Here is a 26,579-nt window from a genome sequence, read left to right as displayed (position 1 = left end):
TTCACAAAAATTAAGTTAGCCGGCAGTCGCCAATTCAAGCTTCGCCGTAATTTCTTCGTAGAGCTCCTCCCACACCACAATCTGCGTTTTGGCAAAACCGTTAAATACGGTGGCCGAGGCCGAAGTATAGGCCCCGCAATTGGGTACAAGGATCAGGTCCCCAAGCTCCAGCGGTACGGTCTGTTTATCCCGGAACATGACATCCAGCGAATCACAGCTGGGGCCGGCGAAAGTAGCCTGGATGCGCTTGCCGCTCTTAAAGGCCTCCAGCTCAAAATCCCAATGGTCAAAAATAACCCCGGAAAACGTACCGTATAGCCCGTCATCAAGGAAATACCACTGTTGATTATTGCGTACCGTAGTGCCAATAACCTGGGTAATCAGATTGACGGCCGTACCGCAGATATAGCGGCCTGGTTCGGCCCAGATCTCGGTATGGGGAAAATACTCTTTGACCGCCTTGTAAATGCCGGCAGCCATAGCGGCTACATCCGGTTCCTCCGTTAGCGTGGGAATGGGGAACCCCCCGCCGATATCCAGGATGCGCAGGTTTAGCCCCTGCTCTTTGGCAGCGTCGAAAAGGCGGCGGCAGATGGCTAAGGCCTCAAGATAAGCCTCAATGCCTGTTGACTGGCTGCCTACGTGAAAGCACAGCCCGGCAACGTCTAGACCGGCAGCCTTGGCTTTCACCAGCAGTGCCAGCGCCTCATCCGGGTGAGCCCCGAATTTTTTATTAAGATCGACCAGGGCCCGGGGATTATCCACCCGGATCCGCAATAACACGGTACCGCCGGGAACAGCGGCCGCCATCTTGCCGATTTCGCTCTCACTGTCAAAAGTAAACTTATTTACGCCGGTTTCACAGGCTGCCTGTAGCCCGCTGCCCGTTTTCACCGGATTGGCGTAAACCAGGCGCCCGCCGTTGATACCTAAACGATTCAGCATTCGCATCTCGCCATCAGAGGCGACATCAAAATAGCCGCCAAGCGAGCTAAGCTTCCGGACAATGCGCTCGTCCGGATTTGCTTTGACAGCGTAATATATCTTTACGCCAGGCATGTTCTCTGCCAGCAAATTATAATTCAGTTCAATTTGTTCCAAAGACAGCACCAGTAACGGAGTGCCGTAGCTATCAGCCAGCGCCTTGACAGCAGCCTGGGATAACTTAAAATATTTCACTTATCATCGCTCCTTTAACAACAATATTCTCGCCAAAAGTACTCTATGATTGTAACATAACTGCCCCAAAGTGCAAGTAAATTTTTTTTAAAAATAAAACCCGCGCACCCTATTAGGATACGCGGGAAAATCAGTTATTAATCCTGCAATCATTACGCAGTTTTGCTGTACTTTTCTAACAGGATGCTGCGCGGGCTGACACCGCAATTGATTAGCCCGGCGGCATACGTTTTGTGGGCAGCGATTTTCTCCATCACCCTTAAGGACGGCTCCGGATCACCGTAGATGCACCACAGCCCCCGGCAGCTTAAACATTCGTCGCCCTGCCCCATAAAACCCAGCACATCTTTTAAGGGAATGCCCAGCAGCAGCCCGATTTCATGCGGGCAGCCATGCTGATACCTCTTTTTCAGGCAATTCATGTTTTCCCACAAAGGACAGTCAGACCGGTAGCCGAACGCCGCTAAGAACCGGCAGTGGTCTGTTTGCTGTAAGCAGCCGGACAGGCTGTCGGGATGATAGAACAGAACCGTAAGACTGTTGGCACTCTCCCGGACAATGGCCCATTCAACAGCGGATTGCCGAAAAAAAGTCGGACCAAACTTACGCCAAAAAGTTAGCCGGTGAAACCTGCGACTGTCAACAAAGGTTAATAACGTTGCCGGCTTTTCCCCGTAAATGGTTGGGGCCAGCTCAACAACCAGCCATTTGAAAAAATAGGTGGGATTATTCTGATTCTCAAGCTGTAATAAGGATTCCCCGGTTTGCCTGTATGGCACAAGGCCGCCTCCTTCCCCTTACCCCTTTTTACATAGTATGCCGTACATAATCGAAAGGCTTATGTAATGATTATCATTATCATTTATATTTAGTATAAGGCCTTCCTCTTCGATTGTCAATCGGCAGGGCGGGGGCTAACAAGGCGGTTTAAAAATGCTATTGAGATTTTGAACATTCCGGATAAAATAGAGTTATAACGCCAAGCTAACAATAAAATTAAATGACGAAAGGCAGTGTTGTGATATGAAACCTGTGTCCCTTGCTTACGGAAAAACCGGTCTCGATATTATGGTTCCTGAGCATGCAGTCATTATTGAACCCACGTCTTTAGCCGGAGTAAGCAATGAAAAAGCAGTTGTCCAAAAAGCCCTGCGCCAGCCGTCCGCAACACCGGCGCTCAAAGACATGGTAAAGCCTTCAGACACGGTAGCTATTGTCATTTCAGACATGACCCGCCCTACGCCAAACCACAAACTGGTTCCCTGGCTGCTGGCAGAGCTTGACCATGTGCCGAAAGCCAACATTGTCGTTATTAACGGCCTTGGCAGCCATCGCGCCAATACCAGGGAAGAGCTGATACAGATGCTGGGACAGGAGGTCGTCGATACGGTCCGTGTCGTCAATCACAACGCCTTTGCCCCGGAAGAACTGGTGCTGGTCGGCACAAACAGCTATGGCTCTGCTGTTTATTTGAACAAGACCTATGTGGATTGTACATTTAAGATCGTCACCGGTTTTATCGAACCTCATTTCTTCGCCGGCTTCTCCGGCGGTCCGAAGGGCATCTGCCCCGGCATTGCCGGCATAACAACAATCCAGGACTTTCATAACGCCCGGATGATTGGCAGTAAAAACAGTACCTGGGGTATTGTCGACGGCAATCCGGTTCAGGATGCCGCCACCCAGAACTGCCTGCTGGCCAGGCCCGATTTCCTGCTTAACGTAACCTTAAACGGCAATAAAGAAATTACCGGCGTCTTTGCCGGCGACCTGCTTGCGGCCCACCGGGCCGGCTGCGCCTTTGTGAAACAGCATGCCATGTACCCGGTGGACCACCCTTTTGATATTGTCATTACCACTAATTCCGGTTATCCCCTTGATCAAAATCTGTACCAAACTATCAAGGGCATGAGTGCGGCAGCCCAGGTTGTGAAAGAGGGCGGCGCAATTTTATCCTGCTCAGAATGTTCGGATGGTGTACCCGACCATGGCAATTTCGCCAGCATTCTTAAAATGAGAGCTACGCCCCAGGAACTGCTGGCTATGATTAACGACCCTGAGTTTCGCGTGTTCGACCAATGGCAGGTCCAGGCCCAGGCCATGATTCAGAGTAAAGCCGACTGCTATTTATATTCCCGTCTTGATCCCCAGACAGTAAAAGCGGCCAAGCTGATTCCGGTAACCAGCCCCGGTGCTGCCATTAACGAACTACTGAAAGCCAGGCCCGCTGCCAGCGTGGCCGTACTCCCGCTGGGGCCGCTGACGATTCCGTATATAAAAGAGTGATCCCTGCTCCCTGCCGGGGAATCGTCAGGCCCGTTTTTCCCCTGTCTCGATCAGCGTGCAAAACCGCCTGACCAGCTCAGGGTCAAACTGCTTCCCGGCGCAGCTGAGCAGTTCGGCCAGCGCTGCTTGTTTGCTCATGGCCCGGCGATAAGGCCGGTCACTGGTCATGGCATCATAGGCATCCACAATAGCCAGCATCCGGCAGGCAAGCGGAATATCCGCCCCTGCCAGTCCCAAGGGATAGCCGTGGCCGTCCCACCATTCGTGATGCTTAAGTATCCAGTCGGCAATCGGCACTAAATCCGGCGCCGATACCGCTATCCGATAACCAATCTCACAATGCTGGCGCATGGTAACCCATTCTTCCGCCGTCAAATGCCCGGCCTTGAACAATATACTGTCCGGTATGCCCACTTTGCCAATATCATGAAAGCGGGCGAACAGTCTAAGATCGGCAATACTGGTTGCCGGCAGCTCAACAAGCCCGGCAAAGGCTTCTATCAGGTCCTGCAGCCTGTCGCCATGCCCCTCGGTTATATAATCACGGGCTTCCAGCGCCTTCATCAGCGCCGTAACAATCGCACTGCGCGTGCTGTTATGACGGTGGAGCTTCTCCCTAGACATGCTGTCGTCGGCTTGTTTTAATAACGCATGCAGGTCCAGGGGGGGCTGGGCGCATACCGCCAGCCCCATGGATAAACTAATAGGTACAGTGGGGTTTTGTGAATTATAGACATCAATCTTCTCACGTATCTGCTGACTGCAGCTTACAATGCCTTTTACTGAATGGCTATGCAGGAGAATAGCAAACTCATCGCCCCCGATCCGGGCGATCAGATCGCCCGCCCGGCAGCAGCTGGTCAATATATCTGCAACCTTTTGCAAAATAGAATCACCTGCTATATGCCCCAGCGTGTCGTTTACCATCTTCAAACCATCCACATCGCACATGATGATCCCGGCCGCACCCTCATGTAAGAGCTGAATCCGTTTGATTTGCTCCTCAAAAAACGCCCTGTTGTATACCTTTGTCAACGCATCATGCAGGCTCAGGAACTCCAGCTGCTCCTCCATCCGCTTGCGCTCGGTTATATTGCGGTTAATCGCCAGCACTTCCTCGTCGCTGCTGCTGACAATCCGCACCTCATAATGTTCGATTTTGCCCTGGACGGTAACCTGATACTCAAAACTCTGGATATCGCCGCCGGCCAGGACCAATTCGGCGCTTTGCAGCATTTTCGCAGCAATCTCAGCCGGAAATAGCTCAAACACCGTTTTGCCAATAAACCAGGTAGGAGGCATAAATAATTGCTCTTTACCGGCCTTGTAATCAACAACCGTACCATCGGGTTTAAGGATGAACAGCGGATCGGGAATCGCATGAATCAAGGCCTGATTACTGGCCTGTGAAGCCCGCAGCGCCTCGATAGCCAGCCTGCGCTCCTGCAAGTCCTGCTTGTAGGAGTTGACGAGGGTGGCATTATCCAGGGCAATGGCAGCGAGATCGCCAAATCGCTGCAGCAAAGCAACCTCATGTTCAGCCAGGCTTCTCCCCTTGTCGGCGAATGCCAGCCCAAACGCCCCAATCACCTTTATGCCCCGCCGGAGCGGGATAATAACAAAATAATGGGTTTTATCAAAAACCGGATGGCGCAAACGGTGTTCCCAGGTATTATAGTCTCGGGCAATTGCCGGTTTCCCGGTACGATAGACCCGGCCCAGCAACCCTTCGGTTACCTTAATCCGCCGGATTGCGTCATCGGCAAAAGAGCCTACGGCGGCTTTGCGGTCAAATACCCCCGCTTCTTCGTCCACCAGCGCTATAAAGCCATCGTGAGTACCGACCAGCTGAGTCGCACTGTCAACAATCATTGCCAGCACGTCGTCCAGATCAATTTTATGCATCAGGCCCACGGCAATATCATTCAGGGAGGTTAAAATCGCATTTTGGCGGCTTATGATGACTTCCTTTGCTAACAACTCGTCCAGCCGGTAGCGCAACTCTTCCTGCGAGGCTAATAATTCTTCATACGCCGCTGTAAGCTTTTTATTTGTAACACTTTTGTATAATATAAGGTCCTTACAATCCCGCATATTCACATTATCATCTGTTGGCATCATTCCGGTATTCCTCCAACGTTTCTCTCTGCATCAGTATCGGGGGCTTATATTAAACTGTTTTAAAAAAAACACCGCTTCTGCCAGCGGTCTGAGCTTTAGCTGTGGCCCTCAGTCTGTTGACTTCGTTTAAAAGCTTCTCCAGCTCCACATAAAGAGCAGAGACATCACCAGCGGTTTCATCTTTTTCCCACTCTCGGATCTGCTGTAATTTTTCTTCAATCTTATCAGTAAGTTCATTCTCTCGTTGATTTGCACTACGCCTGCTCCCCATCACCGCGCTCCTTCAATAATAGATTGTCTTCCCATATCATAAAAAGTAGCGTTTCTGTTCCCTGCAAAGTTATATTGCACCACTATTACTATAACAGGCTTTATCTATAAAAATCATGACAAAAAATGATTTTTGGCATTTTCGCAGGTGTATTTAACGCCGGCCGGCCCTCCCACCCGCGGCCGGGTCTGCTGCTACTCCCGGTTAGCAATATTCAGCCGGTACCCCACGCCCCGGACGGTGCTGATCATGATCGCCGGGGATAAAACCGCGACTTTTTTCCGCAGTTGTTTGACTAAGGCGTCCGCACTGTTCGGTACCGCTTCACCAGGTCCCCAGATATGGCTGAGAATCGTCTCTCTGGCCACGGCTCTTTCCCGGTGCTTAAGCAACAGCTCTAACAGCTGCCCCTCCTTTTTGGATAAACGGATACAGCTTGCTGCAAACGACAGCATTCGTGCCTTGGGAACATAGGACAGCCCGTTATATTCATAATTTCCTGTCCAGCTTCCGGAAACCCGCCGTGTTAAAGCATTTAACCGGGCCAGCAGTTCAACAAAGGAAAATGGTTTTACCAGAAAATCATCAGCACCGCTTTCCAGAGCGGTTAACCGGTTTTGTACTGTGTCGCGGTGAATAAGCATTAAAATGGGGGCTTTTACACCTTGCTGCCGTAAAATTTTAAGAACAGATAATCCCTCCGCCAGACCAAGAATAATGGCATCATAATGATCATATGACAAAAAACTGCTTGCCTGTTCACTATCCTCACTCCAATCAACTTCAATTCCATTGGTCGTCAACCCATTGTTTATCATGCGTGCAGTGAGCGGTTCATCTTCAACCAACAAAATTCGCATGGCTTCTTTTTCCTTCAACATTCAATCTTCCCAGCGAAGTACGAACCCGCTTCCTCTTTCATTCTCAATACTGCAGCAAAAATGGAAAGGTTCGAGGCGCCGTCGCAGTTGAGCGACTAACGGATCAACAGCCGCAAGCGACACCGATTTCTCTTTCCAAATGGCCACTGCCAAATTTTCCCGTGAAACCGGTTGTCCCTTGCAACGCAATAAGATTTCAAATAAGGCTGCTTCCTTTTTTGAGAGGTGAACCACCTGCTCGCCGGCAACAAGCGTCCGTTCGCCATACCGGTACTCTATTGCAGCCGACTTGGTAACAATCGCCTCATCAATAGAGTGGGTACGACGTATCAGATTTTGAATTCTGGCCAAAAGTTCGGGAAATATACAGGGCTTGGCAATATAATCATCAGCACCGCAGTTCAGGCCGGTAACACAATCATCCACGGTGTTGCGGGAAGTTAGCATGATAATCGGTACGTAATTTCGCTGCTGCCGTAATAAACTGCAGATCTCAATACCATCATAGCCTGGTAGTATCCAGTCCAGAAGCAGCAGATCATATTTATGACTGCTGCTCTTCTTTATTGCTTCCTGACCGTCCTTAACCCACTCAACCTCCCAGCCTGCTTTTGTCAGCTGCAAGACCAGCATCTCGCCGGTAAAAGGATCATCCTCCGCCATCAGAATGCGCATCCATTAGACACCTTCTTTACATAGATCACCATACTCATTATAAATTACGCAATCTTATAAAATCATGAAAGTCTTCTGTTTTTCATTGCTCTTTATAGATTTTATCTATTAGATAATGATATTCCGCTACTACCGCCTGTAATTTGTCGTTATAATGCCCATCTGCCGTCTGCAGACTTTTTTCCAAACCAATCGCCGCCTGCTGCAAACGGGGGGCGGCAAAATTGCCGGCCGCCCCTTTGATAATGTGAGCCAGACGTTTTCCCTCGCGCCACTGGCCGGCCCCGATTGCGGCGGACAGCTCAGTCAGCAGCGGGCCTATTGTCTGGGGAAAGCGCCTGATGCATTCCTGAAAGGCAGTACGGTCATTCCCTACATACGCCAGCAGGGCAGCCGGGTCGAAAACAATATCAGGCCGGATCTCATTGCCAGGCGGGCAGGCCGTTGTACCTGTCAGCAATTGATAAAGCTGCAAGGCGGTGAAGGGTTTTACCAAATAATCATTCATACCGGCCTTAAGGCACCGCTCCCGTTCATCAGCCAGCGCCCCTGCCGTCAGAGCCACAATATAAACATCCCGGTTATTCGCTGTTGCCGGCGACCGGCGCAGCAACCGCACCGTTTCATAACCATCTAAGCCCGGCATTTGAATGTCCATCAAAACAACATCATATTTCTTATTTTTCAACTTGCTCAAAGCGTCCCGCCCGTCCACGGCCACATCGGCGTCTGCACCCATTTGCGCCAGCAATTGCGCGACAACCCTGCGGTTCATCTCATTATCCTCTACTAATAAAACCCGCAGCCCCTTAACCACGGCCTCGGCCAGCGACCAGCCGGCCGCGCTGTCCTTACTGAGGCTGCCGGGCTGTAAGGGCAGGGAAAACGAAAACGTAGACCCTTGCCCCATATTGCTGCTGCAAGATAGTTTCCCGCCCATCTTTTCAACCAGCAGCTTGACAATCGATAAGCCCAGGCCGATGCCGCCGTGATGTTTTGCCGCCGCCGCGTCAATCTGATAAAAGCGTTCAAAAATCAGCTCCTGGTTCTCCGGCCGTATCCCCGGCCCTGTATCTGATACGGAAAAAGTAATCAAGGGCGTGCCGCCCGCTTGGCCGGCAGCCTGAGCAACCTCCAGCACCACCTGACCGGCGGCCGTAAATTTAACGGCATTATCCAGCAGATTTGTTAAAACCTGTCTGATCCGGACACTGTCACCCACTACCCAGGCCGGCAAATTGGGCGCAATAGAAGTTTCCAACGCCAGGCCTTTAGCCCGGGCTTTGGCCTTGATCAGCAGGGAAGTAGACCGTATCAGGTCAGGCAGGGAAAATACCTTTTCCTCAATCCGGATTACATCCGCTTCTAAGCGGACAAAATCAAGCACATCGTCAAGTATGGTTACCAGCGACTTGGCGCTGGCATGAATGTCCCTCACCTGCTCGGCAATTTCGGCCGGCAAAGACTTGGCCAGCAGCAATTCCGAGCTGATCAAGATGCCGGTCATCGGGGTTCGCACCTCATGACTCATATTGGCCAGAAATTCGGTTTTCGCCCGGGCTGCTGCTTCGGCCGAGTTTCTGGCCGCCTGCAGCTGCCCCTCCCGCTTCCGGGTCCACAAGGCGCTGGCAAAGATTCTCCCCAGTTGTTGCACTGCTTCCAGCTCGGCCGCCGTATAGCCCCGGGCCGAAGCAGCGAGTATGATATGGCCAAGTAAAACATCTTTACATATTGCCGGCACGATAAGAACATTTTCTCCAGGCAGCGCGCTGCCGAACACTTCGTTTATCAGCGCCTGCGGCTCAGGGTTGTTCGTATAAAAAGCCCCGGTCTCCGCCCGCCCCGGGCCAAAGCCGCCCCCGGCCGAGTCATCAACTAAGGCAATACAGCCCTGGGTGCTGCCTGTTAATAATTTTGCTTGTTCCAGCACCAGTTGATATAATTCGCCGCTGGTAATATCAGGCTGAATAACTGCCGCCGCGAACGCGGCCAACGCCCCCCTGAACGCAGCGGTATGCGCCAGCCGGTACGTCGCTTCAGCCTGAGCCGGGTGAAGCTGGCGCCGCTCCGGTTCAAATTCCGCAAGCTTTCTGACGACACCAATCACAACCTGTTTTATGCCGATCCTTTCACTATACAGATTTACCCGTACGGGAAACAGCGTATTGTGCTTACAACGGTGAATGCTGTCGAAGGTGATTCCGCCCTTGGCCGCTACGCTCAGCCTGGCGGTGATGCTTTCCTGCTGTTGTTCAAGATGCAGGGCCCCAATATTCATAGTTACTAACTCGGCCCGCGTGTAACCATAGTTGTATTCGGCGGCAGGATTAGCCTCCATAATCCTGCCGTCTTGCGGGTCAAGCAGGAACAGACTGTCCTGGCTGTGGACAAAAAACAGCCGCAGCTTACATAACTCAGCCTGAGCGGTCTGTCTGGCGGCAGCCTCGGCTTTCAGCAGCTTGCCAAGCCGTTGCAGCTGCCTGGTCATCTGGGCCCGTTCGGTTTCACTGTCGCACAGCTTTTTTTCAGCCAGTTTCTGCTGGGAAATATCTGTCACCAAGATGGCGTCTCTTGTTTTATCGTTTGGCAGCGTAACCGTTTTAAGCTCAAACAGGTAATAACGGTCATTGACGGCATCGTGGCGCTCCCACTCCCAGCTGCCAAAATGGCTCTCAGGCCGCTGCGCCTGCCTGATATGGCAATCAGGACAAGGCGAAGAGGAGCCAAGAATTTCATAGCAGCTACGGCCAAGCATAGATTTACCCCACAGCTCGTCCAGCTGCTTACTGCTATAAATTAACGTAAGCGTATCCCTGTCAATAACACAGGCCAGGCTGCTGCCAGCGACACCGGCCCATACGGCCGGACTCAGCGGGCTTATGCTTTGCCAGGACTTTTTTTTATCCTCCTGGATAACCTTACCTGCCAGTAAGCCAATCGACTCTAATAACTCCGTCATGGCCGGATTAAACCGGTTGGCCCGTTCATCGACCACCTGAATCAGGCCCAGCACGGCCGACTGGCAGGCGATAGGCACAAAAACAGCACTGCCATAGCCGGCTTTAACGCAGGCACCCCTGAACATGCTTCGCTCACTCTTGGCCAACCGCTTGGCAAAGAGGTCTGTATCATTTATCCACAAAGAGCCGGCCGGAGTCGTCATATCCTGCTCACAAGGCAATAATTCACCCCTGACCAACCGCGTACAGGTGCACTCGGCGCTCCTGATGTGGACCTGGTTTTCCGCCGCCATAAACTCACAGGCGTAGCCACTATAGGCCTGATACGGCAAATAGCCGTTTCCCTGCAGCACCCGGATACCGGCAGCTTGGCATTGGCAGGCCTGACGGATGAGTTCAACCAGTTTATCTAAGAATTCTTGTGTAGATTCGGCAATGCTAAGAATATGCAACAACGACTGAGTGACCTGAAGCTGGCCATACAAGCTGCCCTTCTCCAGGTCAGATTTACAACTTTTTTTTAATTCTCGGAATTTATCGTTCACGCAAGCAGTCACCCTTCTTCCTATTCTCTCATTAGCACTCCTGCCATTTATACCCTTAAATGTTAATACATTACGGTTTTCGCTATTTTTAATTAAACATTTTTCGACAATCCCCTCTATCGTGCTGTCAAAATCAATGCAAACAGCTAATTTAGTCCGGTTTTGTCCTGGACCGGGCAGGCCGATAACCGGGCTGAATTAAAATGGCTTTCAGGAATATCTACCTGAAAGCCATTACCACCGTTTCCAAACGTTGCCATTAATAATTAAAAAAGAGCGCGACGGTCAATTCCGCCAGCGCTCCTGGTTGCAAATTGCTGAACAAACAGCCGCTAACTGTCAGCCTCCTCCCGGGCCGCCCTGGCTTCATGCCAGGCACTGCGCGCCAGATTTGTTACCCGTGGTTCGAGCTTAGCTACCGGACTGCCGACAACCTTAGCCAAATATACTAGCGCTTTATCCGTCTGACCCGTACGGCGCGCCAATTCACCAATTAAATAGGTAACAGCCGCTTCACTCAGCGTGCCGATGGGCAATCGCTCCCGCAGCAGGGCCTGCTCATAGTATTCGCAGGCTTTCGCCTGCGCCTGCTGCTCCTCCTCCAGCTCTTCCCCCTCCCGATACAGCCAGCTTAGTTTCAGATATAACTCAGCCAGCCTGCTGGCAGGGGCGGCAATAAGGTCGGCAAAAAAAATCGCCAGTTTGTAGGTGGCGACAGCCTGGGCACGGGTGCGTTCCCCGCCAAGGTTAACCTTGACATCCCGCCCTGCCAAAAAGGTGCCAATCTTGTCCCCGGCGGCGGCAGACACCTCGTCAAAGCAGGTGTCTTCCGCCGCATAGCCGCAATGGGAACAGACCCAGATTGTATAATAATAGGGTTTTACATCTTTAAAATAGGCGCAAAAATCGGTATCCTGCTTTATCATAACCTGCCGGCCGCGCAACCGGGTAACATAAAAATTTTGCTGACATATAGGACATGTTTTTTCTACCGAGTAGGTTGGCTCTGCCATTTCATCGCCTCCATATATACCTTACCATACCAGGTCCTAGGGCTCAAGAAATATTTAGCAAATCCCGCTGAATCGCCCACATTTGGGAAAACACCCCGCGTTTGTCCAGCAATTCAGTCCAGGTGCCCTGTTCAACAATCCTGCCGTTTGCTAATACGAGGATCTCATCCATCGCTTCCAGACCTGTCAGCCGATGGGTAATAAGAATAACCGACCGGTTACAGGACACCTGCAGGATATTCTCCATAACCGCCGCTTCGGCACAGGCGTCAAGCCCGGCGGTCGGTTCGTCCAGCAGCCAGAGGGGCGCCGCTTTTAACAAGGCCCGGGCCAAGGCAATGCGCTGCCGCTCGCCGCCTGATAACGCCAGTCCGTTCTGGCCTGTCATTGTGTCCAGCCCCTGCGGCAGCCGGGCCAGGAAATCCTCCAGGCGCGCGCCGGCCAGGGCATTTTTCAACTCTGCCGCTGTTGCCTCCGGTCTGGCGATCAGGATATTATCCCTGATCGTGGCCTGAAAAAGATAGGTGTCCTGACTAACTACACTGAAAGCCTGCCGTACGCTGGCCGGTTTATAGTCCCTGATGTCAGACCCGTTTAGCTGCAAGACCCCGCTGTTATGGTCCCAAAACCGTAAAATAATCCCGGCCAGCGTACTTTTGCCGGCCCCGCTGGCCCCCACAACCGCCAGGCGCTTGGCTGCCGGCAGGCTGAACGTTATATCCGCCAGTACCGGCGGCCCATCAGGCTGATAAGCAAAGGTCAGGTGGCGGGCCGCAAGCGCAACCGGTCCCGGCAATACTTCTTTGTTGCCGGCGGGGCCGGCAACAGGCGGCAGGCCGCTGATGGCCCGAATGCGCGCCAGGGCGGCCTGGCACTCGCGCCAGTAATACGTGACGGCCGGCAGCGGCAAAACCGCTTCAAAGCCGGCCTGCACAACCAAGGCCACCACTGCCAGGTAAACCCCGTTCAGGCTGCCGCTGCCGACCAGCGGCACAGCCAGAGCCACCACCGCAACAACGGCCAGATTCATGGTCATTGTCCCCAGGGCGTCTGCCAGGGCGGTTATCTTGCCGGCCTGCATTTGACTTGCCATATAATCCCGGTGCAAGGCTGCCACTTTGTCGGTTTGCAGCTTGGCCCGGCCTGATGCGGCTAATTCGGTTATCCCTTCAATACTGTCGGTAAGGGCCCCGTTTAGAGCCGCCCTGGTCCTGACCGTCTGGTGCCCGGTCCGCGAGCCAAGCCGGGCGATCAGGGCCGGCAGCAGGCAGCCTGCGGCCAGATAGGCGCCCGCGGCAGGCCACGCCAGCGCCGGGGCCAGCCACGCCAGCAGCAGTACGGTTGCCGTTGCCGTGAGCAGGGCAATCAGATACGGCAATGCGGCCCGTAAATAAAAATATTGCAAGGTCTCCACATCGGCGACCAGGCGGCTAAAGACATCGCCTTTATTAACCGCCTGCAGGCCGGCCGGAGCCAGCGGCTCCAGCCGGGTATACAGCCAGACCCTGATATCGGCCAGCAGCCGGAAGGTAACATGATGGCTCAGATAGCGTTCCAGATAGCGGCAGACGGCCCGGGCCAGGCCAAAGAACCGCACCCCGACAATCGCTACCGATAAAGCCGCCAGCGGCGGCTGCAGAGCAGCCGCTGCAATCAGCCAGGCTGCAGCCGCCATCAGGCCGATGCCGGCATACACAGTGAAACTGCCCAGTATACAGGCAGCCGCAGCCAGCCCTAACGTACGACGGCTGCCCAGTAACAGCTTAAGCATATTGTCCCTCCCCCGCCTGGGCCGCCAGCAGCCGGCTGTACGCGCCCTGACGCTGCATCAGCTCGGCCGGCGTGCCGCTCTCGGCCAGCGTGCCTTCTGCCAGCACCAGGATTTGATCGGCCTGCCGCACTGTTGCCAGCCGGTGGGCGATAATAATGGCCGTCCGGCCCTGAAGCAGCCGGGCCAGGGCCTGATCCAGCCTTGCCTGGGCAGCAACATCCAGACCGCGTGCCGCCTCATCCAGAATAAGCAGCGGCGCATCCTGCAGAAAGGCCCTGGCAATGGCCAGCCGCTGGCTTTCACCGCCGCTTAAGCCCCGGCCCCCGTCCCCCACCAGCGTATCATAGCCCGCCGGCAGGCTGCTGATAAACTCGTGGGCTCCGGCCGCTTTCGCCGCTTCCATAACAGCCGCCAGCGGCGCATCAGGCCTGGACAGCCGGATGTTTTCCGCTACCGTACCCTGGAATACATGCGGCCGTTGGGGAACATAAGCGACATGGCGCAGCCATTCAGCCGAATCCAGGGTTGAGAGATCCTGGTCATTAATCAGAATGGTTCCGGCCGCCGGCCTGATAAACCCCAGCAGCAGGGCTGCCACCGTGCTTTTGCCGGCTCCGCTCGGGCCGACAATAGCCAGATGCCGGCCAGCCTCCAGGGTAAACGAAATCCCGTGCAAGGCCGGCCGGTTACCCTCCCGGTACACGGCCTGTACCTCATTAAAGGCCAGCGAAATCCGGCGGGGGGACAGCAGCCGCTGCTGGCCGCTAATCCGCTCCCCGCCGGTCAGGGACAGTATCCGGACAATATCGGCCGCCGCCGTTTTCCCGGCCATGCCGGCGTGAAACTGGCTGCCCAGCAGCCGCAGGGGCAAATAATATTCCGGTGCCAGCAGCAGCAGGAAAAAAGCCTGCATAAAAGCGATCTCCCCGTACAACAGCCTGAGTCCCAGGGCTACCGCCACCAGGGCCGTACTGATCGTGGCCAATAGTTCCAGGGCCAGGGCGGATAAAAACGCGACCCGGAGCACATCCAGGGTGGCATCTCGGAACTCCCGGCTGATCCGGGTAATGATGTTAACCTGCTCAAGGCTCCTGCCAAATAGCTTTAGGGTCGTCAGCCCGGACAGAACATCCAGAAAGTGGGCACCCAGCCTATTTAAAGTCTCCCATTGACGCTGGTTCATCCGTTCAGCCGCTTTGCCGATCAGAACCATAAACACCGGTATCAGCGGCGCCGTCACCAGCATAATGGCGGCCGTGGTCCGGTCCAGCGGCCACACAATCACCAAAATCAGTACAGGGATACAAACGGCTTTACCTAATTGCGGCAGATATTTGGCAAAGTAGGCCTCCAGATTTTCTACCCCTTCGCTTAGGATCGTAACCAGTTCGCCGGCCGGCTGATTGGCAAGAGCCACCGGCCCGAGCCGGAACACATGGCGCGTCAGCCGTTCCCTGACGGCTGTTTTTACTGCTGCCGCCAGCGTAAAGGCCAGCACCTCCTCCCGGTAGGTCAGCAGGGCCCGCAAGCAAGCCAAACCGGCCAGCAGCCATAAGCTGGGCGCAGCCGCGGCTGCCCCCTGGCCCTGCAGGAACACCATATCAATTACCCCGGCTAAATAATAGGCCTGAACAATCGCTAACAGGCCATTGGTCACCCCTAAGCCGGCAACCCTTACCAGCAGCCCCCGCTGCTGCAGCGCCTGTTTTCCCAGATATTTGTCGATCAGCCTGGCTCACCTGCCTTATAAAGAGAAAACCGCCAATAAAAGGCGGTTTAATTATGCTTACTGTTATACATATACTACAAATACCGGCTAATTCCTGCCTGGCAGGCAAGCTAACCAGCGACAAAAGCCTGGCGCCTTACGCGGGGTCCACCGGCCCGGTCTCTTCCAGCTGGCCGATAGCAACATGAACGGTATTATGCTGCTCCAGGTAAGTAACATAAGCGGTACTGCGTTCTTTATCCACACTCTCAATCCAGACATCATTGTTGCGGTATTTTACGCCGATAATCTCTTTGGATTTTAAGATTTCCTCAGCCCTTGTGGCTTTCATTATACCACCCCTTCTTAGAGTAGTATTTTCTCCGGCTGACAGGTTTATACGGCAAACTTTTTTACGGCCGCCTGCAATTCTTCCGCCATTTTCGCCAACACCTGGCTGGAGGAGGCAATCTCCTGCATCGAGGCGGCCTGCTCCTCGGTAGCGGCGGACACCGTCTGGGTTTGGCCGGCCGTATCTTTGCTCACGCCATCAACCGTCCGGACAGCCGCCACGATCTGCTGGCTGCCGTCGGCCATCTGGTGAATCGCCGCCGAAATCTCTTTTATCTGCGCCGAGACCCCGGTTATGAGCGCGGCAATATCCGCAAAGGCCTTACCCGCTGAACCAACGACCTCACTGCCGACCTTTACTTCGTGCGTGCCAGCGGCCATCGCCTGTACAGCCTGGGCGGTATCGGTCTGAATCTCGCCGATTAAACCGGCGATTTGTTTGGCTGCCTCCTGGGACTGCTCAGCCAGCTTGCGGACCTCTTCCGCAACCACCGCAAACCCCCGGCCCTGCTCGCCGGCGCGGGCCGCTTCAATGGCGGCATTGAGGGCCAAAAGATTGGTTTGACCGGCAATACCGGCGATTGTTTCCACAATCTGCCCAATCGCCTGCGAACGCTGGCCCAGCTTAGCCACAACCGCGGCCGAACCGGCAACGGTTTTTTCTATACTGTCCATTTGCGCCACCGCGGCGGCAATAGACTGGGTACCGGCCTGCACGGCCTGGGCCGTCTGCTCGGCGGCGCTGCTTACCGCCTTGGTATTGGCGGCCGTAGCCTCAATGTTTAAGGATATCTCGTCCACAACCGTTGCCGTGCCGTTTATGGCTGTTACCTGCTGCTCGACCCCGGCGGCCACCTGACTGATGCTTACCGCCACCTGCTGGGTTGCCAGCGCCGACTGGTCCGCACTGGCCGTCAGCTGCTCCGACGAGGCGGCCAGCTGCTCGGCCCCCTGTTGAACCTGCTGCAGCAGCACCCGCATGTTCTGCTGCAGGTGCGCCAGCGAGGCGGCGACAGTGCCGAATTCATCGCCGCGGGCGGCCAGCTGCCCCTCAATCTGCCCGGTGTAATTGCCGGCCGCCATTTTGTCGAGCTGGCCTGTTACTGCCTGCACAGGCCGGATAACCATTTTAGTCAGGACAACGCTCAGCACAATGGCCGCCACTAACGATATGAGGCCGACCGTAATCGCCGTCGCTACGGCGTCGGCATTGCGCTGCTGCGCCGAACGCACATTAGTGGCCGCCACCCTGGCATTATCCTCCATGACCGCATGCAACGTCTGCTGGATGGACTGCGCAAAAGGCGTCAGGCTGCGCGTTATGACTGCCGACTGGACCGCCAGGTCGTTATATTTAGCCGTATTTCCCGCCTGTTTTTCTGCAAACTGCTGCCGTAAAACCGGAATAAGCTGATCCGCTACCCCCTGTTTGTAACTGACCGTATCCTGGATCAGCTTCTCAATCTCCGGCCGTTGGCCGGCGCCGGTCAGTTCCAGCAGTTCTGCTTCCAGGGCCATAACCTGATTCAGCTTGTCCGCGAAATTTTTACTGTATTGGTCGTCGCCGTCAGCTATAAACCGCCTGATCTCCAGGACCGCACCGGTGTATTCGTTTTCGGCCTTGGCTGCCAGCATCGACCGTTGATTGGAAACGTCAATCTCCTGAATCTCCGCCTTAAGGGCATAAGACGAGAATATGGAGGTGCCGGCAATAATACTAAGCAGCCCCAGAATAAGAACTAACGCTAAACTAATTTTTACTCCCATTTTTAAATCGGTAACCATGCGAAACAAAAACAATCCCCCTATTTCCTTACGATATTCTGTATAGTACCTATCATAATATATTTCGACATATTTTTGATAAAAGTAAATGTATTTTGTATTTTTTTGTCGAATTAAATCCTGAAAATTACCTCAAGCTACGATAGAAGCTACGATAGAAGCTACGATAGAGCTACGATAGGGGACGTTCCTTTTCTGTCAACTTTTTTTCTTTCGACACCGTGCAATATTCCTGCTGCCCGCTCCAATTTGATAAATAGCTATGACCAATTAATTAATCCTGTTCTGCTTTAGGCTGACCTGCTATTTCATGAGGTGCCCTCCCGCCTGTTACAAAAAATCTGTTTGGTATTATCTGATATAGTTTTAGCCGCTCAGCTCTACTTAGTAACAGGCCCATGAAATTCAGTTCCGTTAAAGCCTATAGTGTTTATTTTCCTTGCTTGTCTGCTCATATTTTTACCTCTCTCCACAGAAATCTTCCCTTTCATATTGACCATGCATGAGACAAAAGAGAATGTCCCCATTTGTCCACTTTCGTACGTTAACAAAAAATGTGGCAGCAGATTGATTCTGCTGCCACACAAACGGAGTACGTCAAAAGCAAGTGACGGAAACCGGTCTGAGTTAGAAACGATATTCCATTGTCGCGTAATAAATGCGACCTTGCAAAGGCTATTCTATATTTTGAATATGATTATAGAAAGTATTCTTAAACATATCAACCGCTTTATTAAAAACATCATTAACACCTGCAGTTGAAAGTTGATTCTAGCCATGAAGATTTAAAATCTTTGGCCGAAGTTACCGGCGAACAGGAAATGAAATTCGCTCCCTACACGTCGTCCTGTTTAAGCTAGAATATTGCCAATGCCACGGGAGAGGCCAGGCCGGTCACTCGCTCAATCTTGCTACTCGTTCATCGGTTCGGACCATAGTTTCAGGGAATTCCTTTAAAAAGTGCCCCTATCGCCTTTAAAATGCCAGGGTGTCGCCGGGGAGCAGGGAGTGCAGGCTGCCGGCGCATTCCGGTGACAGGGTGCGGCAAAGGGCGTCGACGACCGCCTGGCCGGTATGAAAGAAAACCGTGTGACGGCTGGGCAGGCGGCGGAGTAATTGCCGGACATCCTGCAGGCCCTGATGCACTTTGTAGTGCGTTACGTCCACCTTGCAGCCTGCAGGGCCGGGCGGGGAGCTCCACAACCGCCAGCCGGGAGTGCCGGCCGCTAAATGACCGGTAAAGATGACGCCGCTGTCGGCCTGATTTTGGATTTGCCGGTAATACCAGCGGGCAGCGGCGGTCTGCAGCATGCCGTCACCGGCAAGGATGATGCCGCCCGGCTGGCCGGATACGGCTTTTTTTCTTTCTCTGGCGTTTTTAATAACCGTGAGGCAGGGATTGGCCAGTGCCCGGCTTATGGCAGCGGCGGCACCGGGACGCAGCCACTCAGGGCAGGCAAGCATTTGCCGCAGGGTTGCAACAAGGTCTTCTTCCGCCAGTAAAACAGTCCGGGGAAAGCTCTCACTCGCCCAGACCAGCAAATCCTGACCGCGGCCAATGAAGGGAACAGGCAGCAGCAGCCACCCCTGTTGCGCGAGAATAAACCGGGCGCTCTGGGCTAGCCGGGCGAGTTTTGTCTGCTGGTCTTCCTCATCCAAGCCATAGGCTGCTTCCACTATGGCCAAATCGCAGGCAAATTTGCCTGCGGCAGCAGACCATGCCGGCGGCGTTCCCGGCAACGGCACGTCGGCGGCCAGCAGGCGCCCCTCGGTGCTCATATCGCCGGAGAAAAAAATGCGCTTGCCCTGCATAGTGAGCAGGAACCAAACAGCGCCGGGCGTGTGGCCGCTTTTTCCCCAGAGTACGGATAAGCCGGGGCAAAGGTCGGTCCAGTTGCCGGGAAAAGCGGCGTCTTCCAGGCAGGCAAACCGGATCTGGTCAATATGACGGCGCTCGTAGGGGAGGTTGCCATGGCCGCCGACATATTGTTCCCAGGCGGAAAAATACTGAGGCAGTTTTTGCCGGGTGGCGCGGGTGGTCCATACTTTGCCCTGATAGCCTAGTTTGTAGAGCAGTGGAATGGCCATGGAATGATCTTCATGGGCATGCGAAAGAAATACGGCGTGCAAGCCGGCGATTTTAGCGGGCGGCAGCAGCGGATATTCGCCGCCGCCGCTTTTTTTTGCGCCGCAATCCAGCAAAATGGACAGTGATTTAGTCTGCAAATGAAAACAGGCGCGCCCGTGCTCCCCTGCCCCGCCGCAAACGGTTAACTGGGCTGTATGGGTCATGAAGTTATTCACGCTGCTTTCCGACAGGATTGAGTTGATTGACCAGCAAGAGCAGGCCGGTGGTCAGACCTACCGCTATCACGGCCATCGCCATGCCTAGCGCGACGTTGCCTTGCTCAAACTGAGAAAAGATATAGGTGGCGGCTGTTTCCATGGACGGGGGCAGGATCAGCAGGGACGCGACCAGTTCCCTGATGGCGATGGTCAGCGTCATCACCCAGCCGGCCAGCATGCCCGGCCGCAGCAGCGGTAAAACGATGCGCCGGAAAATGTATAACGGGCTGCCGCCAAAAACCCGGCCGGCATGAAACAGCGACACGTGCAGCTGGTTTAAATTGGCCTTGACATATTGGACTGTATAGGGAAGAAACAGGATGACATAGGTCAGGACCACCATCCAATAGGTATTATAGAGCGGGATGGGCATGTGCGGAGCATTCCAGAAAATAATCAGCCCCACTACCAGTACAATACCCGGCACGGTGTTGGGCAGCAGGCTGAATAAATCGAGCAGGCGCTGCCACCAGCTGCGGCTGGTTCCGATCAGCAGGGCGCAGCCGGTCCCGAGTATTACGGATAAAGTCGCGGCCAGGAGAGCTAGCCCCAGACTGTTCAGCAAGGCCGTCAGGCTGCTGGAGCCCCAGGCTAAGAGATCGAAATAATACTGGAAGGTGAGGTTATCCCAGCCAAGACCGCCTCCCCGCAGTTTCATAAGCGAGGCTGAGACTATGGAAAAGTAGGGAATGCCCACTGACAGGGCCAGTAAACAGGCAATATACAGCCAGGCGAAGAGCCGCTTGCCGGCGGTTAAGCGGTATATCTTCCGGAAGGAATCCCTGGCTCCCACCAACGGATAAGTAAAGCGCCGGCTGATCAGGGTCTGACAGTACCACAAGAGCAGGCTGGCGCTGAGCAGTACAGAGGCCAGCGCGGTGGCTTTGCCGAAGTCGATCGGCCAGTGAGAAAGGTAGCGGTGGATTTCCGAGGTTAACACGTAATAGCCGATTTTCCGGCCAAAGGTTGCCGGTGTGCCAAACTCGGAGATCGTCTTAACAAAGATAAGCAGCGCACCCATGGCATAGCCGGACAGGACCAGCGGGGCGACGATGCGGCGGAATGTATACAGGAAGCCGCCGCCGTGGATAACGGCCGCAGCCTCCTTATTGCCGCTGATCTCGGTAAGTGTGTTACGCAGGATAAGATAGAGAAAGGGAAATAAATGCAGGCTCATAATGCCGACCATGCCGCTGAAGCTGAAGAACGCCGGGGTGACAGCGCCGGCGGCCGGCAGCAATTGCTCCAGATAGCCGTTATGCTGCATAAACAGAATCCAGCCCATGGAGCCGATATAGGGCGGCGTCATGAAGGGAATGGTCAGGACAATGTCCAGCCACTTATGGCGGCAAAGATCGGTTTTGGCTAAGATCCAGGCAAGCGGCAGGGCGAGCAGGGTAGTTGCCGCCACCACGCAAACGCTGAGCCAGAGGGAATTCAGGAACACTTCGCTGAGGTTGCCTGCGGCAACGGTCTTAAGCGGCGCCAAGAGGTCAAACGTTTGCGCGGGATAGAAGCTGGTGACAAAGATGCACAACAGGGGGATGACGGTGAGGGTGGCCAGCAGCACTAGGGCCAGCAGCATCCCCGCTTGCTTATAATCAGGCAGTCGCAGGGGCAGCATCTGTTCTCTTATTTAAACAGGGCGCTGAATCGTTTGACCACGGCATCCCCGTTGGCATCCATCCAGGCCCAGTCGATTTTTAGCAACGGGATTTGACTGGCGCTGGCCCGGTCTTTGGCTTTTACATCACTGCGTCCCGGCAGCAGGTAGGTATCGGCCACCATGTTTTGCACCTCATCGGATAACAGATAGTCAATAAAGGCTTTCGCATTATCGGTATTTTTACCGGTCTTGATGATGGCTGCCGGCCGCGGGCTGATCACGGTGCCGCTCTTGGGATACACCATGTCGACCGGCTCGCCCTTGGCTTTGGCCTGATAGGTCATGTAGTCAACTCCCGCCGCCACAACGCTTTTCGCGCCGGTGATAACCGGGTCCAGGGCCGCCTGATTGGCGCCGGCCACAGCTACGCCGTTTTGTTTGTATTGCTCAAATAATTGCCAGCCGGCCTCACCCTGGCCGCTCAGATAACCGGTTATGAAATCCAGCGCGGAACCGGACTGCGCCGGATCAGGAATGTTAACCTTGCCGCGCCATTCTTCCCTGGTCAGGTCGCTCCAGTCCTGGGGCGGATTTTTAACTAGTTTGGTATTATACACTATGCCTAGCGCCGACGCGCTGTAGCCAAAGAAATGCCCGTCCTTATCGGACCAGCCGGCAATCAGTTTTTCCGCATTCCGGACATTGGCGTAGGCCAGTGTCTGTCCGTCCTTTTTAAGGCCCTGCGCAGCCGGCAGCGAGGCGAGCACAACTACATCAACAACCGGATTGGCTTTTTCCGCCTGGATGCGGGACAGGATTTTGCCTGTTGTTCCCTGGAACATTTCGACCTTTACACCGGTTTTGCTTTCAAAGCCCTTTTGGATTTTTTCAGCCAGTTCTTTGGGGCCGGCGCTGTATACCACCAGCTTGCCGCTTAATTTGGCGCCGGCTGCCGGGGCGGCCGCCTCCTCCGTCTTGTTGGCCGGGCCGCAGCCGGCCAGCGCGATACACACGAGGAGAGAACAAATTTTTATAAGATTGCCTGTTTTCATCGGAATTCCTCCTTAATTTGGTATGTAATGTATGTCAGCCGGTGAGACATAGACGGCCGCGTTATCACCGACCGTCATTCGCCGGGCGTGATAGGCGGTCCAGATGCCATGACCGGCCACCGCCAATTGCAGCTCATACTTATCTCCCAGGTAGCTTACCCGTTGTACGATACCGGTATAGGCCTGACAGCCGTCGGCCGCTTTCCAGCGAATATGTTCGGGCCGGAAGACGGCCTGGCCTTCTTTCAGCCAGTTGGCTTTGCCGATAAACTGGGCCACAAAAGGGTGAGCCGGCGACCGGTAAATGGTCTCCGGCTCACCGGTCTGCAAAATTTGTCCGTTGTTCATCACGGCAATTTTGCCGGACATGGACATGGCCTCTGTTTGGTCGTGGGTCACATATAAGGCTGTCAGACCGGCGGTTTCCACCAAATTCATCAGCTCGAAGCGCATTTCGTCGCGCAATACGGCGTCAAGCGCACTTAACGGTTCATCAAATAAGACCAGCCGGGGTTTGGTGGCGATGGCGCGGGCAAAAGCCACCCGCTGCTGCTGGCCGCCGGACAGCTGATGAGGATACCGGCTTTCCAGGCCCTGGAGGCGAACAACCGCGATGGCGGCCGTCACCTGCTGCTGCAGGCTGGCGGTCTGCCCTCTGGCTTTCGGGCCGAAGGCTATATTTTCATAAATGGTCATATGCGGCCAGAGTGAAAAGTCCTGAAAGACCATGCCGAAATTTCGGCTACTGGCGCTCTTGTTGATGTGTTTGGCGTGGGAATAAATACATTCATCCCCTATATAGATTTCACCGGTATCCGGCGTTTCCAGACCGGCCACCAGTTGCAGCAGGGTGGTTTTGCCGCAGCCGGACGGACCCAAGAGGGAGGTGAACTGTCCCTGTTTTATGGATAAACAGGTGGCTTGTAAGGCTTGCATTGAACCAAAGGCTTTGCTGATATCGCGTATTTCAATATTCATGCTCCCATCCGGACCTTCCTGTACAAAACTTGTTAGTACCAGTATACTTGGCATACTCCGGCTTAATGTTAAGCAGGGGTAAAGTGTTGGTTAAAAAAATCAATACACTATATTCATTTCCATAGAAATCATCTATGATTATAAACAGAATACGCTTATAAAGAGGTTGCTATGAATATCACCCGGCTGCGAATTATTGAACTAATGGCAACGCATGGAAAAGTCACGGCGGTTGCCGAAGTATTGGGCTTAAAACAGCCAACCGTCACATTCCACATGAAAAAGATGGAGCAGGAATTCGGCATCCAGTTGTTTGAGTCGCATTATGGCCGGACCATATTGACTGAGGCCGGAAACTCACTGCTGCACTATGCGGTTAAGATTAATTCCCTGGCGCAGGAGGCCGGCCGGGTCGTCAAGGAGTATGAAACGCTGGAATGCGGCAGCCTTAAAATCGGAGCCAGTTATGTACCGGGGACCTACATCCTGCCGCAGGCGCTTACCGCTTTTTCCCAAACCCATCCGAAGGTGAATCTGTCGCTGACGGTTAAGCCGGCTCCGGTCATTCAGGAACTGCTGCACAAGCATGCGATTGATATCGGGGTGTTCTCGGCGGCAACCTGCCAGGACGCAACCCTGGCCAGTGAGGTTTTATGCAGAGATGAGCTTGTTGTCATCTTTGCGCCGGCCCATGAACTGTCTGCCGGCTTACCGGCTGATGCCGGCCAATTGGCCCAATATCCGCTGGTACTTCACGGACCGGAGTCCAATACCCGGCACATGACCGAGACCTGGGCGAAAAGTCAGGGGGTGGAATTTCACAGCTGCATGGAGATCGACTCGCTGGAAGCTATCAAACAGGTGGTGGCGTTGGGCGGCGGCATCAGCATAGTTTCCCGGCTGGCAGTCGTCCGGGAGATAAATACCGGCAGTCTGTGCTGCCATACCCTTAGCGGTGTAAAGCGGCTGGTGTATGTCGCCATTAATGGCGACCGTCATCTGTCCGCGCTGGTTAAGCGGTTTATCGAAGCTTTGCGTTGTCAGCCTGAGGCTTAAGTTTTCCTTGGCACACAAGCAAAATGAAAGGTGCCCCCATCACCGCCAGAAACTCCCTGCCGGCCAGTCAGCGGTACTTGCATTTTACTGCAAACAGGCTATAATTAGAAATAGGTGGAAATTAAAAAGTCGCCGTGACCTGAAAGTGCGCCAACACTTTCAGGCCCGCGCAAGGTGCACAGACACCTACACGTAACAGCCAAGCTGTCCACGACGACATTTCTATTATAACCGCACTTCGGCCGCCGCACAAGCGGGGGGGGGAGCGGGGTTGATAGCCGTTGCCGGGGCGCTGCCGGGCTGGGAGTGCGACTGGACGCAGCAAATGATTCGACTATCCTCAGCCGCTAAGGAGCAGCAGCGGGCAAACAGGATGACCGGTTTGCGACCGCCCTTGTTGTTTCGGCCGGGTCTGCCGGCTTATTGGCGTTGAGTATGTAACAGCTATCGCAACAGAACGCATGTGTAGGGGATAAAAACCTTTGCCTGCGTTCTTTTTAATTTCCCCCTGTAAAAAAGCTGACGGCCATACCGGCCGCAGTCTGAATATAGGGGGTATAACTATGTCTGATCAATCAACGGTAGCCGGCGCGGCTTTTTGTCCGGGGCTGGCTTCCTTCCGGCCGGCGGAACGGGACCGGGAGCCGCAGCCGCCCGGGGCCGAGCCGGATGACCGGCTGATGCTGCAAAGCATCTTAACCAAGACCTTTAATCAGTATATCTTTGTCCGGGTGGACAGTATCCTCAAGCTGGCCGGCACCAACGAGGCCGACTACAGCAAGACGGTCAGCCAGGTCGGCGCCACCCTCGACCGGCTGCTGGCCCTGGCCGGGGAGCTGGCGGACCAGTATCCGGAATTGCTGGAGCTGGTCATGGATTACGAGTCCTTCACCGCCCTGGAGTCCGGCCAGGCGGCGGAAATCGCCTACAAGCAGGGCTTGCGGGACTGCAGCCAGATCCACCAGGAGTTTATGACCTTCCTGCAGCAGCGCTAGTAGGAGTGGGGTCAGGCCTTACCCTTCTACATCCGTATCCAGGCTACCGCTGTTTCCAGTCTGCTATGCAAGCTGGCTGTCCAACAGGGTTTTCCACGCTGTCAGATTTACGGTCATAATAGCGGGGGCCACTCTGCTGAATTCCCAGCATGATTTAGAATTAGCATTAGTATAAACAGTAAGGCCTGACCCCGTAAGTTACCGGGGGTGCGGGGGCACTGTCTCTGCTCAAGCTGGGCATTGACCTTGGCTCCCCTTATTTTATAAGGACTTTCAGCCTCGCAAAACTTATAAATTCTGATAATATCCCAAAAAGGGGGATGCCAGCAGGCATCCCCCCATGTATTACTACCCTTCCCCTTAGCCCCGGGCCCAGCCTGACAGCCACGGCCGGGCTTTACAGCCGCAGGGGCGGGCAGTCTTCCCGGAGCAGGCCGAACATCTCAAGGTCGACATATTCGCCGGCCAGAAAAGCAGCCTTGCGCAGGGTGCCCTCATAACGGTAGCCGCACTTTTCCGCCACCTTGCGGCTGGCTGCATTGCCGGCAACCAGGGTAAGCTGCAGGCGGGGAATGGGTTTGGATTCAAACAAAAAGGCCGACAGCAGGGCCAGGGCCTCGGACATATAGCCCTTCCCCCGGTCCTCACGCCGGAAAACCTGGTAGCCGACCTCATAGCCGGCCCGGTAATCGGCATTCCGGAAGTAAATAATCTCGCCGACAATCTTCCCCGCCTGTTCTTTATCGGTAATCAGCATCCGGCCAAAATTCTCCGACCAGAATCCTTTTTCGGCAAACCCCCGGCGAAAGGCCGGCTCAGCCGGAATATCGAGCAGCCAGTACATACCCTTTTCCGATACATCTGTCATTAATCTATAAATTAATTCAAGATCACTTTCCCGTACAGTCCGCATACAGACTTTTTTTCCCTGAAGCACACAGCCACACCTCACACTACCACGCCTTCCTTAGCAAATATATGTATAAAAGCGGATTTTTAT

At 54.2% G+C, this 26,579-nt stretch carries 20 protein-coding genes; 3 read left to right on the top strand and 17 right to left on the bottom strand.

Translation table 11 applies throughout. The features are described 5' to 3' along the window. Positions 1-15: 15 nt before the first annotated feature. On the bottom strand, positions 16-1,179 hold the full coding sequence (locus ACZ481_RS01450) for a type III PLP-dependent enzyme (RefSeq protein ID WP_464768428.1): 1,164 nt from the start codon (positions 1,177-1,179) through the stop codon (positions 16-18). 152 nt (positions 1,180-1,331) lie between these two features. Beyond that, positions 1,332-1,958, bottom strand: a complete 627-nt coding sequence (locus tag ACZ481_RS01445; RefSeq protein WP_464768427.1) for a DUF3793 family protein — start codon at positions 1,956-1,958, stop codon at positions 1,332-1,334. A gap of 244 nt (positions 1,959-2,202) precedes the next feature. Here ACZ481_RS01445 and larA point away from each other — a divergent pair, with 244 nt between their 5' ends. Next, complete coding sequence (larA, locus tag ACZ481_RS01440) at positions 2,203-3,465, top strand: nickel-dependent lactate racemase (protein ID WP_464768426.1); 1,263 nt, start codon at positions 2,203-2,205, stop codon at positions 3,463-3,465. A gap of 24 nt (positions 3,466-3,489) precedes the next feature. On the opposite strand, the gene ACZ481_RS01435 is transcribed toward larA, so the two are convergent. The 14 genes from ACZ481_RS01435 to ACZ481_RS01370 form a co-directional block, all read right to left on the bottom strand. Continuing rightward, positions 3,490-5,586: a bifunctional diguanylate cyclase/phosphohydrolase gene (locus ACZ481_RS01435; protein ID WP_464768425.1), complete on the bottom strand. Its 2,097-nt coding sequence runs from the start codon at positions 5,584-5,586 to the stop codon at positions 3,490-3,492. Between the two features lie 49 nt (positions 5,587-5,635). Further along, on the bottom strand, positions 5,636-5,857 hold the full coding sequence (locus tag ACZ481_RS01430; protein WP_464768424.1) for a hypothetical protein: 222 nt from the start codon (positions 5,855-5,857) through the stop codon (positions 5,636-5,638). A 194-nt stretch (positions 5,858-6,051) separates the two neighbouring features. Then, entirely contained in the window at positions 6,052-6,738 is a 687-nt protein-coding gene (locus tag ACZ481_RS01425; protein ID WP_464768423.1) for a response regulator transcription factor, read from the bottom strand. Further along, positions 6,739-7,413, bottom strand: coding sequence for a response regulator transcription factor (locus ACZ481_RS01420; protein ID WP_464768422.1), 675 nt, complete (start codon positions 7,411-7,413; stop codon positions 6,739-6,741). 82 nt (positions 7,414-7,495) lie between these two features. After that, a complete protein-coding gene (locus ACZ481_RS01415) occupies positions 7,496-10,858 on the bottom strand; it encodes an ATP-binding protein (RefSeq protein ID WP_464768421.1) in 3,363 nt (1,120 codons plus the stop codon). A gap of 392 nt (positions 10,859-11,250) precedes the next feature. Further along, entirely contained in the window at positions 11,251-11,931 is a 681-nt protein-coding gene (locus ACZ481_RS01410) for a DUF2225 domain-containing protein (RefSeq protein WP_464768420.1), read from the bottom strand. A 43-nt stretch (positions 11,932-11,974) separates the two neighbouring features. Then, positions 11,975-13,702, bottom strand: coding sequence for a thiol reductant ABC exporter subunit CydC (gene cydC, locus ACZ481_RS01405; protein ID WP_464768419.1), 1,728 nt, complete (start codon positions 13,700-13,702; stop codon positions 11,975-11,977). Next, on the bottom strand, positions 13,695-15,383 hold the full coding sequence (gene cydD / locus ACZ481_RS01400; protein WP_464770558.1) for a thiol reductant ABC exporter subunit CydD: 1,689 nt from the start codon (positions 15,381-15,383) through the stop codon (positions 13,695-13,697). The genes cydC and cydD overlap by 8 nt, the downstream gene beginning before the upstream one ends. A gap of 184 nt (positions 15,384-15,567) precedes the next feature. After that, positions 15,568-15,762, bottom strand: a complete 195-nt coding sequence (locus tag ACZ481_RS01395) for an H-type small acid-soluble spore protein (RefSeq protein ID WP_464768418.1) — start codon at positions 15,760-15,762, stop codon at positions 15,568-15,570. Positions 15,763-15,806: 44 nt separating this feature from the next. Continuing rightward, a complete protein-coding gene (locus ACZ481_RS01390; RefSeq protein ID WP_464770557.1) occupies positions 15,807-17,546 on the bottom strand; it encodes a methyl-accepting chemotaxis protein in 1,740 nt (579 codons plus the stop codon). A 975-nt stretch (positions 17,547-18,521) separates the two neighbouring features. Continuing rightward, positions 18,522-19,850, bottom strand: coding sequence for an MBL fold metallo-hydrolase (locus ACZ481_RS01385; protein ID WP_464768417.1), 1,329 nt, complete (start codon positions 19,848-19,850; stop codon positions 18,522-18,524). Next, positions 19,843-21,516 (bottom strand): ABC transporter permease, encoded by a 1,674-nt coding sequence (locus tag ACZ481_RS01380; protein ID WP_464768416.1) that lies wholly within the window; start codon positions 21,514-21,516, stop codon positions 19,843-19,845. The genes ACZ481_RS01385 and ACZ481_RS01380 overlap by 8 nt, the downstream gene beginning before the upstream one ends. A gap of 8 nt (positions 21,517-21,524) precedes the next feature. Then, positions 21,525-22,550, bottom strand: a complete 1,026-nt coding sequence (locus ACZ481_RS01375; RefSeq protein ID WP_464768415.1) for an ABC transporter substrate-binding protein — start codon at positions 22,548-22,550, stop codon at positions 21,525-21,527. Positions 22,551-22,562: 12 nt separating this feature from the next. Further along, the gene (locus ACZ481_RS01370; RefSeq protein ID WP_464768414.1) at positions 22,563-23,528 is read right to left on the bottom strand and encodes an ABC transporter ATP-binding protein; all 966 of its coding nucleotides are present in this window, start codon (positions 23,526-23,528) and stop codon (positions 22,563-22,565) included. A gap of 171 nt (positions 23,529-23,699) precedes the next feature. On the opposite strand from ACZ481_RS01370, the gene ACZ481_RS01365 reads away from it, so the two are divergent. Further along, positions 23,700-24,584 (top strand): LysR family transcriptional regulator, encoded by an 885-nt coding sequence (locus ACZ481_RS01365; protein WP_464768413.1) that lies wholly within the window; start codon positions 23,700-23,702, stop codon positions 24,582-24,584. Between the two features lie 563 nt (positions 24,585-25,147). Then, positions 25,148-25,579, top strand: a complete 432-nt coding sequence (locus ACZ481_RS01360) for a hypothetical protein (RefSeq protein ID WP_464768412.1) — start codon at positions 25,148-25,150, stop codon at positions 25,577-25,579. 397 nt (positions 25,580-25,976) lie between these two features. Here ACZ481_RS01360 and ACZ481_RS01355 read toward each other — a convergent pair whose 3' ends face one another. Continuing rightward, the gene (locus tag ACZ481_RS01355; protein ID WP_464768411.1) at positions 25,977-26,492 is read right to left on the bottom strand and encodes a GNAT family N-acetyltransferase; all 516 of its coding nucleotides are present in this window, start codon (positions 26,490-26,492) and stop codon (positions 25,977-25,979) included. Between the last annotated feature and the right edge of the window lie 87 nt (positions 26,493-26,579).

This window comes from Sporomusa intestinalis (genome assembly GCF_055383785.1).
This window is presented reverse-complemented; position numbering and strand designations above follow the sequence as displayed.

What these genes read in the sequence shown, in the direction of transcription:
- larA (WP_464768426.1), top strand. Translation starts at nt 2,203, where the DNA reads ATGAAACCTGTGTCCCTTGCTTACGGAAAAACCGGTCTCGATATTATG.
- ACZ481_RS01435 (WP_464768425.1), bottom strand. Translation starts at nt 5,586, where the DNA reads ATGATGCCAACAGATGATAATGTGAATATGCGGGATTGTAAGGACCTT.
- ACZ481_RS01430 (WP_464768424.1), bottom strand. Translation starts at nt 5,857, where the DNA reads ATGGGGAGCAGGCGTAGTGCAAATCAACGAGAGAATGAACTTACTGAT.
- ACZ481_RS01425 (WP_464768423.1), bottom strand. Translation starts at nt 6,738, where the DNA reads ATGTTGAAGGAAAAAGAAGCCATGCGAATTTTGTTGGTTGAAGATGAA.
- ACZ481_RS01420 (WP_464768422.1), bottom strand. Translation starts at nt 7,413, where the DNA reads ATGCGCATTCTGATGGCGGAGGATGATCCTTTTACCGGCGAGATGCTG.
- ACZ481_RS01410 (WP_464768420.1), bottom strand. Translation starts at nt 11,931, where the DNA reads ATGGCAGAGCCAACCTACTCGGTAGAAAAAACATGTCCTATATGTCAG.
- cydC (WP_464768419.1), bottom strand. Translation starts at nt 13,702, where the DNA reads ATGCTTAAGCTGTTACTGGGCAGCCGTCGTACGTTAGGGCTGGCTGCG.
- ACZ481_RS01395 (WP_464768418.1), bottom strand. Translation starts at nt 15,762, where the DNA reads ATGAAAGCCACAAGGGCTGAGGAAATCTTAAAATCCAAAGAGATTATC.
- ACZ481_RS01390 (WP_464770557.1), bottom strand. Translation starts at nt 17,546, where the DNA reads ATGGTTACCGATTTAAAAATGGGAGTAAAAATTAGTTTAGCGTTAGTT.
- ACZ481_RS01380 (WP_464768416.1), bottom strand. Translation starts at nt 21,516, where the DNA reads ATGCTGCCCCTGCGACTGCCTGATTATAAGCAAGCGGGGATGCTGCTG.
- ACZ481_RS01375 (WP_464768415.1), bottom strand. Translation starts at nt 22,550, where the DNA reads ATGAAAACAGGCAATCTTATAAAAATTTGTTCTCTCCTCGTGTGTATC.
- ACZ481_RS01370 (WP_464768414.1), bottom strand. Translation starts at nt 23,528, where the DNA reads ATGAATATTGAAATACGCGATATCAGCAAAGCCTTTGGTTCAATGCAA.
- ACZ481_RS01365 (WP_464768413.1), top strand. Translation starts at nt 23,700, where the DNA reads ATGAATATCACCCGGCTGCGAATTATTGAACTAATGGCAACGCATGGA.
- ACZ481_RS01360 (WP_464768412.1), top strand. Translation starts at nt 25,148, where the DNA reads ATGTCTGATCAATCAACGGTAGCCGGCGCGGCTTTTTGTCCGGGGCTG.
- ACZ481_RS01355 (WP_464768411.1), bottom strand. Translation starts at nt 26,492, where the DNA reads ATGCGGACTGTACGGGAAAGTGATCTTGAATTAATTTATAGATTAATG.